Below are 11,715 nucleotides of genomic sequence, written 5' to 3'. Positions count from 1 at the left end.
GATGCGTCGTCGGCCAGGCGTTCACTTCGGCGGTTCGGCCGGACTTCGGCCGCCGGGCTCAGCCGTGCTACGGGCGGGTGACCCGTGGGTGTGCGAGTGGGTATGGGTACCGTGCCCACCGGTATGCCACTGGAGGTAATGCTGGCGCAGCAGATCCTTGCCATAATCCCTGCCATTTGGTGTGCGAATGAGCGTGTGGATGTGGTCGCGCGACGGCATATCGTTGTCAAAGACGATGCCGGGTTGGTGGTCGAACTCGACGAGGATTGCCGGGTTCAAGATGCGGTAATAGAACGGGCTGGACTCGTCAAACGGCCCGATCCAGGCAAAATGCGTATCGGCGAGGTGGCGTTTGGCCTCGTCCCAGCGCAGTGCCGAGTGACCGGGGCGGATGTGCCCGACATAGGTCGCCAGCAGCGCCTCGAGACGCTCACGGCCTTCCTGCGGCAGGTCCGCATAACGGATGCCGCCCGGCTCGATATGCCGGTTATCGTTGAACGGACCAGCGAACACTTCCCGCGGCAGGTCAGTGCCGATGGTCGCCTGTTGCCGCGCCTCGGCCGACAGCGCGCCCATCAACGCATGGCCGTGTTCCTCTTCAGCGGCAAACACGCGGAGACCTTTATATTTGCCGAACCGCGCCAGAACGGGCTCCGACCCCATAAAGGTCGGCGTCATGACGAGTTGGTGACCGAGCACGAAGCAATTGACGTTCAGGTGGTGACCATCGATCTGCCAGCCCCAGGGGGCGTTCGGCGACGGCGTGCCGAACATGCTGATCCAGTAGTACCACTCGCTGTATTCCTCAGGCTTGCCCGTTATCTCTAGGGCATGCTCGTTGAGGCGCATGACGTCACGCGCGGTTTGATAACCCGTCTCGCTCATCGTCTCGCGCAGCAGTGCCAGCGCTGCCTCGCGCTGGCTATGGTCGAGATCGGCAAGGCAAATCCCATTGCGCGGTATCAACCAGGCATGAATGTTGGACCACTGCCGGCCCGCGTCATCGTCGATGGCCAGGCAGGCGGCTTGCCGCTGCCTGGCGTCGAGGCTCGCGAGAAAGGTGTGTGCCGCGTCGACCAACGGGGCAAGGGAGGCGCCGGTGGCAGTGCGCGGGGATGGCCCCTCGACTAGCGAGGCTGCGCAGCTTATTCCGCGAAACGGCTCGGCCAGGCCGGCTAGCGCCAGGTCGCGCATCTTCTGCTGGCGCGGTGTCGGCTCGAATGGTCGGATTGCCGGCGCCGGCGGCCAGTTGCGCAATCCGAAATTTGCAGTTTCTCCCGCCATCTCTACGGTCCTCCCAGTTGTTCGTTCGCCATTCAATGGCAAGCCAAGATTGGAAACACACCCGTGTTATTCGATCGTCATGTGTGCGCCGCCTCGCGTCGCGAAACGCTGGTGGCATACGCCCGCAGATCGAAATCAGGGTCGCCGGCTTGTTCTGGGGACAGGCGCGGGCTGGCAAGCAGCAGCCGGCGCGCGATCACGTGGTCGCTCGGCCGGTTGATCGATTCCACGCCCGTCAGCGTGCCGGCGCGGAAGCAGAACATTGAGAAGCTGCGGCTCTCAGGATCGCCGCGCAGCACTACGCGATCACGGCTGACGGTGTTGCCGGCGATCTGCAATTTCAAATCTGCTTGGTCGGTCCAGAACCATGGCACCTTGTCATAAGGTATTGGCTTGCCGACGATTGCAGCAGCGACGGCATGGCCCTGGTCAACGGCGTTTTGAATCGATTCGAGGCGGCAGCGTCCCGCCGCGAAGCGGCTGGGGAAGTTGGCGCAATCGCCAATCGCAAAAATCGCTGGGTCGGACGTCGCCAGGTTTTGGTCGACGACAATGCCGTTGTCGGTCGCCAACCCCGCTGCCGCGGCGATCTCGGTATTTGGCAGGACGCCGATGCCAACGAGTACGAGGTCGGCCGGCAGTCTGCGGCCATCGCTAGTCTCAACGCCGCTGACGCGGCCGTTGCCAAGAATACGGGTGACACCAGTGCCGAGCAGAATCTCGGAGCCCCAGTCCCGGTGCGCCTTGGTGTAGAAGCGTGATGTCTCCTCGGAGACAACGCGTCCCATCGGGCGCAGCGTGACTTCGACGATGCGTACGCCAACCCCGGCTTGACGAGCAACGGCGGCAAATTCAAGGCCAATGAATCCGGCGCCGATCACAATCGCTTCGCTCGCCTCTGCGAGCCGCGGCCGCAAGGCGTCTGCGTCAGCGAGGTTGCGCAGCGGAAAAACGCCGTCAAGTCCGGCACCTGGGACCGATAAGGGACGGCAGCGGGCACCGGTCGCCAACACCAATCGGTCGTAGGCAATCTTGCGGCCAGAGGCGAATTCGACATGCCGCGTCTGCCGGTCAATGGCAGTCGCGGTCTCGCCGAGTTCCAGTTCGATGCGCTCCTTTTGGTAGAACGTCTCCGGCCGCAGCCAAAGGTTGTCGATCTGGGCTTCGCCCGCAAGATAGGATTTCGAAAGGGGCGGGCGGTCGTAGGGGATGCAGGGCTCGTCGCCGACGAGCCGGATCCTGCCGTCGAACCCCGCCTGGCGCAGCGACGCGGCTGCCTGGAAGCCGGCCTGGCCGGCGCCGATGATGACGACAGTCGAGTTGTACTTCATACCCGGGGACCCATCAGGTGCAAGGCGAGCCCGCAGATTTTTGGCGATGCTGGTAATGGGTAGGACAGGCGACTGTCCGGACGGTGCTTGCAGGAGGTGAATTTGAGCATCTCGTTTTCGCTCCACATTGGGCTACAGCCGCGATCGCACTCCGCGATATAGGCGTGGCAGGTGTCGTGTACCTCCACATCGCTGCACTCGCCTGCGATGCGGATGAATCCGTCGAGCATCGCGGAATACGCGTCCCCGGCGCATCGGGCGCCAGGGACGTGGGCTCCGGAAAATCACCCGAAGCGCCCGACGTTGTCGCCAAGCGCGGCGGCTTCGCTGGCGGTGAGGACCGCGTTCCAGGTGAAGGTCGGAATGCCGCGCGCGGCGTCCTTGTCGCGCACGATGTTGAGTGGGTCGAGCCCCTGTTCCAGCCGCTTCAACTGCTCGCGCAGCATGCGTCGCAACATGACGACGCCAGTGTCGGAGGTGCCAAGGTTTTCGAGCGCGTGCACGGCAATGGCGCGCTGCCCCTCCTGCGCCTCGCGGTCATCGGGCTTACGCTGGCGCTCCTCGTAACTCCGCTCCAAGGCCGCGCCCGGCCGGATCGCGTCGCTGATATCGGTCCCGGGACGCCAGCCGGGCTTCGGTGCGCCACCCTCCAGCGGCCAGGCGACGATGCTGAGACCGCGGACATGTTCGTTGTCTACCGGCACTGCCCAGGACAGTTCAGTGGCGCGCGATTTGCGCGCACCACTGTCGTTGACGGCGGGAACGAGGAAGGCGTTCGGCACGATGCATTCGGCGTGGCGAATGAAGTAGTCACCGTTCGGTAGCTCGCGCACCATGTTGAAGCGCACCCCCAATGGCGTCTTCTGAAAATCTATCTTGGCCATGTCCCGCGCCATCATTTCCTGCGTCAGCCCATCGAGCATGTTGTGCCCTTGGTTTCCGCTGATAACCTGGTGCAACAGAATCAGGTGCCAGGGATCGACAATGTTCTCGTAATGCTGCAACCAGTTACAGTCCTTGACGTAGCCAATCCCGTAGTCGCCCCAGAGCCGCATGCCGCGAAGTTCGACCTCGCCCACCACGTCCGGATCGACGACGTCATAAATCGGGAACACCGGCTCGGTGCCGGGCGGCCCCATATAGACGAAGATGAGCCCGCCAAATTCGTGGGTTGGATAGGCCGGCTGCCAGACATTCATCCGCGTGCAGAATTCCTGGGTTTCACATGGCATTTCGACACAGCGCCCCTGGGTGTCGTAAAGCCAGCCGTGAAGGCAACAACGCAATCCCTTGTCTTCTACCCGGCCCCATTCAAGAGAAGCGCCGCGATGCGCGCAGTGCGGCTTCAAGGCACCCACTTGTCCTGTCCCGTCGCGGAACAGGACGATCTCCTCACAAAGGAGCTTTTCCTTACGCGGCAGGTCCTTGACCTCATCCGAGGTGCAGACAGGCTGCCAGTAGCGTCGCAGCAGCTCACCCATTGGGGTGCCCGCCTCGACGGAGGTGAGTTCGGAAGCGGCTGGTGGGGTCTGGTATCCGTAGGCGGACTGCATTACGTGTCTCCAAATATTGTGTTGTCGCGTTATTACGCTAGGGACGAAGTTACGCTCTGCGGGCGCCCGGATAAACACGTCGCAGGCGGAAACACTCTCAGGCGCCGCTGGATAATCGCTTGTTTCGTATGCGGCTTTCGACCACGAGCTTGATGGGATCGCAGTGACCTCAATTCGGACCGGGGGGCCGCATGGCCAGGGACAGCAACGATGACGGCAAGGAGATCGCGCCAAAACGGGGGCGAAGTCCTTGACCCGCGCTGTGAGGCTGATGAGCCACCTAGAATGCGCTAATGACTTCGGACTCTCGAACCGCGCCCTCCGTCTTACAACTCCGAATCGCGCTCCGCGGATTGAGTCCGTCGGCTTGGCGACGTGTGCTCATTCCCGAGACCATGACGCTTGGGCAATTCCACGAAGTCATCCAGATGGTCATGGGCTGGACCAACGATCATCTGCATGTATTCGTGATTCGTGGCCAGCGTTACGGGGAAGCCCGCGAGGGCGCTCTGCAATATTGCACGGCGCCAACAGTGCTGCCTTTGGGTGCATTCGCCTTGCGCGAGCATGAGGCCTTCTTCCACGTTTTGCGATCGCCTGGAAGCAGATCCTGCAGTCGTTACGGAATGGCCGAACCGCGGCAATTTCAAGCGCGAGGCCGGATACCATCACTCCCGCAGCCAGTGTCGCCGGGCATGGATTAAAATCTCGCGCAGGCTGGCGATGTGCCAGCCAGGAAGCCAAGACAGGCGCGAAGATACCCATGGGCCATTCCCAGGCGGCCAAGGCCGCAACCCGGCAACGAATCATCCAGATCGCGGCGCGGCGTTTCCGTGAACACGGCATGTCTGGGGTCGGGCTGGCGGAGATCACGGCGGAAGCCGGCGTCACGACCGGTGCCTTCTACCGGCATTTCGCGTCCCGCGAAGAGATGTTGGCCGAAGCCTTTGATGAAGCCGCGCGGAGCCTCGATACCTGGGCGGCCTCGTCACCGGACTTGGCGTCCGCGCTGCGCAATTACTTGAGCACCGCCCATCGCGATGCGCCCGGAAGCGGCTGCCCGATCGTCGCGCTGGCCAACGATGCGGCACGCGGCGACGCCGCCACGCGTCACGCCTACACGCACCATGTGCAGCGGGTCCTGCGTTTCCTGGAGGGGCTGCTTGCGGCGCAAGGCTGCAGCAATCCACGGGCCATGGCGATCTTTCAGTTCTCTACCTGTGTTGGCGCGATGGGGCTGGCGCGTGCCTCGGCAGATCCGGCGCTATCCGTCGCGTTGCTCGACGACGTGGCCAACGGCTTGAATGCGATCGGCGCCAAGGTGCCCGCCCGGCCCGGGTAAGAACCAGCAGGAACGGATTCGAACGAGCGACCGGGCTTCAGACCGCGAGCGCTTGCGCGACGGCCGGCCGGGCCCGCGCAGGCGGAGGATCGGCGCGGGCAACCCGGCTCCTGGCGAGTTCGCAAGCCTCGCCCGTGGAATCGGCTGCCGCCATCAGCGGACACGACTCGAACAACTCGGCGACCCAGTCGACGAATACGCGCACCTTGGGGGCCAGATGCCGGTTCTGCGGATAGACCACCGCGACCGGGATCGGGCGAGGCCGCCATTGGGGCAGCAGTTCCACCAGCGCGCCACTGCGCAGATGCTCCTGAATCATGAAGCGGGGCGGCTGCAGTATCCCGGCACCACTGAGCCCATAGGTGACGTATGCATCCAGGCTATTGAAACTGACGTTGCCGCGCATGCTCACGTCCACGGGATTGCCATCTACCACGAAATTCATGTCGAGCGTGCGGCCGGTACGGTTCGAGATGTAGTGGATGGCCTTGTGATCTTGCAGGTCCGACAGGCTGCGCGGCATGCCGTGACGGTGAATATAGGCGGGGCTGGCCACCGTGGCGGTGTGGATATCACCAAGGCCGCGCGCGACCAGGCTGGAATCCTGCAATGACCCGGCACGAATCGCGCAATCCACGCCGTCCTGGATCAGATCCACGAGCTTGTCGCCGTAGCCCACGACCAGTTCGATGTCCGGGTACTTTGCGTGGAAGGTATGGAGCCGGGGCGTGACGACGGTGCGGCCGAGCGAGGCCGGCATTTCAATACGCAGCTTGCCCGTCGGCCCCTTGCCTGAGCGCGTCAGGGCGACTTCAGTCTCGGCGATCTCGCCGAGGATTCGCATGCAGCGCTCGTAATACTCGGCGCCCTCCGCCGTCAGCCTGAGCTGGCGCGTCGTGCGGTGAATGAGGCGCACATGCAGGTGCGCTTCGAGGTTCTGGATGATCGTCGTGGCCGACGTGCGGGATAGCCCCAGCGCCTCTGCCGCGCGCGAGAAGCTGCTCATCTCCACCACGCGGGTGAAGACCTCCATTGCTTGCACCTTGTCCATCTATGGCTTTCCCTGCTTCGGTACGCAGCACCGAACGAATGCAGCGTGGCTGTCCGATTGTTTGGCTGCGCCAAATTGTGTTCTGGATTATAGGCGTTTATCAGATTCGCGCACTGTACCAGAATTCATGCATCGCAACATCCGCAGGACCTCCCCTCCGTCATGGCCGATTCACCCCTCCATCGCATTGCCGTGCGCGTCAGTGGCGTGACCATTGCCGGTCATGCGCAGCGCATTCCCTTGCGCATCTATGCCCCGGCCGAATCGCGGGAGAAGTTGCCCATCGTGCTCTATTTCCACGGTGGCGGCTTTCTGACCGGTGGTCTCGACTGCGCCGATGTGCCGGCCACGGCGATTTCCAGCCAGGCGCCGGCCATCGTCGTGGCGGTGGGCTATTCGCTGTCGCCGCAGTTTCCGTTTCCCGCGCCGCTCGAAGACGGCTATCTGGCGGGTCGCTGGGCACAGGCCAACGCACAGGCGCTTGGCGGCGATGCGCGGCGCATGGCCATTGCCGGATACGATGCCGGCGGCAACCTGGCGACCGGTATCTGCGCGATGGCGCGCGACCGGAAGGACCTGGTCCTGCGCGCCCAGGCGCTGCTGGCGCCGTTGCTGGATCCAAGCATGACGCGCCTCGCCGACGCTGCACGGTTGCAGGAGAACGATCTCTCCGCCCGTGATTGCGCTCAGGGCTATCGGGCCTACCTGCCTGACGTGCTGCAGCAACTCCATCCGTACGCGGCGCCGCTCGAATCGCGCCGACTGGGCGGCCTGCCGCCGACCCTGATTGTCGGCGCCGCCCAGGATTTGTGCCACGTCGAAGGCGAGCTCTATGCCGGCGGTCTGCTTGCGGCCGGCGTGCCGACCGAGGCCAGCTGCTACAGCGAGGCCACGCACGGGTCCATCGTCACCCACGCGGGGGCGCTGGCCGAGGTGGCGGCGTTTCTTCGGCTGCACTCTGGCGAGCCCGCACCCCGTGGACGCCGGACCCGTCCCCAACCCGCACCCGATTTCCTTCCCGATTCCCAACGTCGACCTTCCCAGGAGTGAAGCCATGGAACATCCCCGATCTATCCTTCGTCGCCCGCCAGTGCTGGCCGGTGTCGCGGCCGTGGCCGTGGCCGGCGGCCTGGCTGCGGCCTTTGTACAGAAGGACACGCGTGCTGCCGCGCCTGCAGCGCCCCCGCCAACCGAGGTCATCGTCAAGTCACTCCAGCCAGAGAATGTGCGGGTCTGGACCAGCTTTTCCGGTCGTCTGAAGTCGGTGGACGAAGCGCTGGTCCGGCCGGAGGTCGGCGGTCGCATCGTCGAAGTGCGGATCCGGGATGGTCAGAACGTTCGTGCCGGTGATGTGATGTTCGTCATCGATCCGCGCCCGTACGAGGCCGCCGTGGCTCGTGCGCGGGCCGATGTGGCCTCGGCTCGTGCGCGTGCGGAATTCGCCGCGACCGAATATGAGCGGGCAAAGGGGCTGATCGATGCCGAGGCAATCCCCAAGAGCGTGCACGACCAGCGCAGCAACGAGAACCGGATGGCGCAGGCCGCCGTGCTCGCCGCCGAGGCCGCGTTGCGTCAGGCCAGCATCAACCTTGACTATGCCTATGTGAAGGCACCGATCGCCGGGCGCATCAGCCGCGCCGAGATCACGCTCGGCAATCTGGTACAGCCGGGGCCCAACGCGCCAGTGCTGACCCGGATCGTCTCGAGCGACGGCATCTATGCGGATTTCGAGGTCGACGAGCAAAGCTACGTCCGGACGATCCGCACGCATGCCAGCACGCAGAGCAAGGAGCAGCAGATTCCGGTCGACCTGAAGGTGCAGGGCGATACGGACCACACGTACCAGGGCACGATCTATACCTTCGACAACAGCATCGACGTGAATACCGGCACGATCCGCGCGCGCGCGAAGTTCGCCAACAAGGACGGAGCGCTCCTGCCGGGCATGTTTGTATCGATCAGCCTGGCGGGCAGCGCCGATACGCGGGCGCTGATGGTGCCCGACATCGCGATCGGCAGCGACCAGAGCAAGAAGTTCGTCTTCGTGGTGAACCCGGAAAACAAGGTGGTCTATCGCGAGGTGACGCTGGGCGCAGGCGTCGACGGGCAGCACATTGTGCTGAGCGGGCTGACTGCCGGCGACCGCGTGGTCACCACGGGCGTGCAGTTCGTTCGTCCGGATATCCTGGTGGCACCGAAGGAAGGCGCGCCAGAGGCCGTCAAGACCGCCGCCGTGGGAACGGCGACGCGGCCGGAGTGACACGATGAATCTCTCCAAATTCTTTGTCGACCGGCCCAATTTCGCGGCCGTGATCTCCATCCTGATCTTCCTGGCCGGGTTGATTGCGATCCCCAAACTGCCCATCTCGGAATATCCGGAGGTCGTTCCCCCGTCGGTCGTCGTGCGGGCACAGTTCCCGGGCGCCAACCCCAAGGTCATTGCGGAAACCGTCGCCACGCCGATCGAGGAGCAGATCAATGGCGTGGAGAATATGCTCTACATGTCCTCGCAGGCCGCCAGCGACGGGGTGATGACGCTGACCGTGACATTCAAGCTCGGCACGGACCCTGACCTGGCCACGCAGCTGGTGCAGAACCGCGTCAACGAGGCGCTGCCGCGGTTGCCCGACGTGACGCGCCAGCTTGGCGTCAGCACCGTCAAGAGTTCGCCAGACCTGACGATGGTGGTCCATCTGGTATCGCCCAACGATCAGTATGACAACCTGTACCTGCGCAACTATGCGTTGCTGAACGTCAAGGACGAGCTGTCGAAGATCTCCGGCATCGGCCAGATCAACCTGAACGGGTCAGGCAACTATGCCATGCGCGTCTGGCTGAATCCGCAGAAGATTGCGGAACGGAACCTGAATCCCGAGGAGGTGGTTGCCGCGATCCGCAAGCAGAACATCCAGGTGGCGGCCGGCGTGGTCGGCGGCGCGCCCTACAAGGACAACGTCGAGATCCAGTTGCCGGTCAACGTGCAGGGCCGTCTCACGGATGTCGACCAGTTCGAGAACATCATCATCAAGCGCGATGGCGGCGTGGTGACCTATCTCCGCGACGTTGCGCGCATCGAGATGGGCGCCAGCGACTACGCGCTGCGCGCGCTGCTGGACAACAAGCAGGCGCTCGCGCTGGTGATTTTCCAGTCGCCGGGCGCCAATGCGCTCGAGATCTCAAAGAATGTCCGCGCAACGATGGAGACGTTGAGCAAGCGCTTCCCCAAGGGCCTCGAGTATCGGATTGCCTACGACCCGACAACGTTCGTGCGTGACTCCATTTCGGCGGTCACGCACACGCTGCTGGAGGCCATCGTACTGGTGGTGCTGGTGGTGATCCTGTTCCTGCAGACCTGGCGGGCTGCCATCATTCCCTTGCTGGCGGTGCCCGTATCCGTGGTTGGCACGTTCGCGGCGATGCACGTGTTCGGATTCTCGATCAACGCCTTGTCCTTGTTCGGGCTTGTGCTGGCGATCGGTATCGTCGTCGATGACGCCATCGTGGTCGTCGAGAACGTCGAGCGCAACATCGCCAACGGCTTGCGGCCCAGGGAGGCGACGATCAAAGCGATGCAGGAAGTGACCGGGCCAATCATCGCCATCGCGCTCGTCCTGTGCGCTGTGTTCGTGCCGATCGCGTTCATCAGCGGGCTGACGGGTCAGTTCTATCGCCAGTTTGCCCTGACCATTGCGTTCTCGACCGTGATCTCGGCGTTCAATTCGCTGACCTTGTCACCGGCACTGGCCGCGCTGTTGCTGCGTGCCCATGATGCCCCCAAGGATCGCCTGACTCGCTTCATGGATCGATTTCTGGGCGGATTTTTCGTCAGGTTCAATCGGTTCTTCCTGCGAAGTTCCGACGCGTACAGCGGCGGCGTGACGCGCGCCTTGCACCGCAAGCGTGGCTCGATCCTGATCTATCTGGTGTTGCTTGGCGCTACCGTGCTGGGATTCGCCAAGGTGCCGTCTGGTTTCGTGCCGATTCAGGACAAGGGTTATCTGGTCAATCTGGTCCAGTTGCCCAATGGCGCCACGCTCGAACGTACCGAAGCGGTCGCGCGGCAGATGACGGAGCTTGCCTCGAAAGATCCGAGTTTCCGGACCGCCGTGGAATTTCCGGGGCTGTCGTTGAACGGCTTTATCAACAGCCCATCGTCGGCCACCGTGTTCATCGGCGAGAAATCGTTCGAGGAAATGCGTGAGATCGGTGCCTCCGGCCCGGCGCTGGCCGCGAACCTGCAGAAGAAATTTGCCTCCATCAAGGATGCGTTTATCGCGGTGTTCCCGCCGCCGCCGGTGCAGGGGCTGGGCAAATCGGGGGGCTTCAAGCTCCAGATCGAAGACCGTGGCGACGCTGGGTATCTGGCATTGAGCAAGACCGTCAATGCCGTGCTGGAAAAGGCCCGCAAGGCGCCGGAACTGGCCGGCGTCTATACGACCTATAACGTCACGACGCCTCAGTTGTTTGCCGATGTGGATCGTACAAAGGCTTCGCAGCTCGGTATCGACGTCGATGATGTGTTCAAGACCATGCAGATCTATCTCGGATCCCTGTATGTCAACGACTTCAACAAGTTCGGCCGTACCTATCAGGTCATTGCGCAGGGCGACAAGGACTTCCGTTCGAAGCGGGAGGACATCCTGAACCTCAAGGTCCGCAACGTCGAAGGGAAGATGGTGCCGCTGGGAGCGGTGATCACGCTGAGCGATACGAGCGGACCGGACAGCGCGTCGCGCTACAACGGCTACCGTTCCGCGGACCTCAATGGTGGGCCCGCCCCGGGCTATTCGACGGGACAGGCTCAGGCCGCTATCGCGAAGATCCTGGATCAGACGTTGACGGGGGAGATGACGTTCGAATGGACCGAGCTCGCCTACCAGCAGATTCTGGCAGGCAACACCGCGCTGATCGTGTTCCCGATCTGCATCCTGCTGGTCTTCCTGGTCCTGACCGCGCAATACGAGAGCATGTTCCTGCCGCTGGCCATCATCCTGATCGTGCCGATGTGCCTGTTCTCGGCCATTACGGGGGTCTGGCTGACGCGCGGCGACAACAACCTGTTCACGCAGATCGGCTTCTTCGTGCTCATTGGCTTGTCATGCAAGAACGCCATTCTGATCGGCGAGTTTGCGCGGGAACTGGAAATCCATGGCA

9 protein-coding genes are annotated in these 11,715 nt (G+C 63.3%); 5 read left to right on the top strand and 4 right to left on the bottom strand.

What is annotated here, in order from left to right:
- Positions 1-21 precede the first annotated feature (21 nt).
- The 3 genes from AC1DKV_RS33850 to AC1DKV_RS33840 form a co-directional block, all read right to left on the bottom strand.
- Positions 22-1,284, bottom strand: a complete 1,263-nt coding sequence (locus AC1DKV_RS33850; RefSeq protein ID WP_441621776.1) for a DUF3500 domain-containing protein — start codon at positions 1,282-1,284, stop codon at positions 22-24.
- A 77-nt stretch (positions 1,285-1,361) separates the two neighbouring features.
- A complete protein-coding gene (locus AC1DKV_RS33845; RefSeq protein WP_441621778.1) occupies positions 1,362-2,615 on the bottom strand; it encodes an NAD(P)/FAD-dependent oxidoreductase in 1,254 nt (417 codons plus the stop codon).
- A 284-nt stretch (positions 2,616-2,899) separates the two neighbouring features.
- The gene (locus AC1DKV_RS33840; protein ID WP_441621780.1) at positions 2,900-4,168 is read right to left on the bottom strand and encodes a Rieske 2Fe-2S domain-containing protein; all 1,269 of its coding nucleotides are present in this window, start codon (positions 4,166-4,168) and stop codon (positions 2,900-2,902) included.
- A 293-nt stretch (positions 4,169-4,461) separates the two neighbouring features.
- On the opposite strand from AC1DKV_RS33840, the gene AC1DKV_RS33835 reads away from it, so the two are divergent.
- Positions 4,462-4,872: a plasmid pRiA4b ORF-3 family protein gene (locus AC1DKV_RS33835; protein WP_441621782.1), complete on the top strand. Its 411-nt coding sequence runs from the start codon at positions 4,462-4,464 to the stop codon at positions 4,870-4,872.
- 59 nt (positions 4,873-4,931) lie between these two features.
- Entirely contained in the window at positions 4,932-5,510 is a 579-nt protein-coding gene (locus AC1DKV_RS33830; RefSeq protein ID WP_441621784.1) for a TetR/AcrR family transcriptional regulator, read from the top strand.
- A 37-nt stretch (positions 5,511-5,547) separates the two neighbouring features.
- Here AC1DKV_RS33830 and AC1DKV_RS33825 read toward each other — a convergent pair whose 3' ends face one another.
- Positions 5,548-6,561, bottom strand: a complete 1,014-nt coding sequence (locus tag AC1DKV_RS33825; protein ID WP_441621786.1) for a LysR family transcriptional regulator — start codon at positions 6,559-6,561, stop codon at positions 5,548-5,550.
- Positions 6,562-6,723: 162 nt separating this feature from the next.
- Between AC1DKV_RS33825 and AC1DKV_RS33820 the strand changes: the two genes are divergently transcribed.
- The 3 genes from AC1DKV_RS33820 to AC1DKV_RS33810 form a co-directional block, all read left to right on the top strand.
- Positions 6,724-7,611, top strand: coding sequence for an alpha/beta hydrolase (locus AC1DKV_RS33820; protein ID WP_441621788.1), 888 nt, complete (start codon positions 6,724-6,726; stop codon positions 7,609-7,611).
- Positions 7,612-7,615: 4 nt separating this feature from the next.
- Positions 7,616-8,821 carry an efflux RND transporter periplasmic adaptor subunit gene (locus AC1DKV_RS33815; RefSeq protein ID WP_441621790.1) on the top strand — a complete coding sequence of 402 codons (1,206 nt, stop codon included), beginning with the start codon at positions 7,616-7,618 and terminating at the stop codon, positions 8,819-8,821.
- Between the two features lie 4 nt (positions 8,822-8,825).
- The coding region (locus AC1DKV_RS33810; protein WP_477139067.1) for an efflux RND transporter permease subunit at positions 8,826-11,715 on the top strand (2,890 nt) is incomplete at its 3' end.

The organism is Cupriavidus sp. 05T41 (assembly GCF_056396525.1).
Note: the sequence above shows the minus strand (reverse complement) of the source record. Positions and strands in the feature narration are given on the sequence as shown.

Bases quoted from the DNA above. Each gene is read 5' to 3' on its own strand.
- AC1DKV_RS33850 (WP_441621776.1), bottom strand. From the start codon at position 1,284: ATGGCGGGAGAAACTGCAAATTTCGGATTGCGCAACTGGCCGCCGGCG.
- AC1DKV_RS33845 (WP_441621778.1), bottom strand. From the start codon at position 2,615: ATGAAGTACAACTCGACTGTCGTCATCATCGGCGCCGGCCAGGCCGGC.
- AC1DKV_RS33840 (WP_441621780.1), bottom strand. From the start codon at position 4,168: ATGCAGTCCGCCTACGGATACCAGACCCCACCAGCCGCTTCCGAACTC.
- AC1DKV_RS33835 (WP_441621782.1), top strand. From the start codon at position 4,462: ATGACTTCGGACTCTCGAACCGCGCCCTCCGTCTTACAACTCCGAATC.
- AC1DKV_RS33830 (WP_441621784.1), top strand. From the start codon at position 4,932: ATGGGCCATTCCCAGGCGGCCAAGGCCGCAACCCGGCAACGAATCATC.
- AC1DKV_RS33825 (WP_441621786.1), bottom strand. From the start codon at position 6,561: ATGGACAAGGTGCAAGCAATGGAGGTCTTCACCCGCGTGGTGGAGATG.
- AC1DKV_RS33820 (WP_441621788.1), top strand. From the start codon at position 6,724: ATGGCCGATTCACCCCTCCATCGCATTGCCGTGCGCGTCAGTGGCGTG.
- AC1DKV_RS33815 (WP_441621790.1), top strand. From the start codon at position 7,616: ATGGAACATCCCCGATCTATCCTTCGTCGCCCGCCAGTGCTGGCCGGT.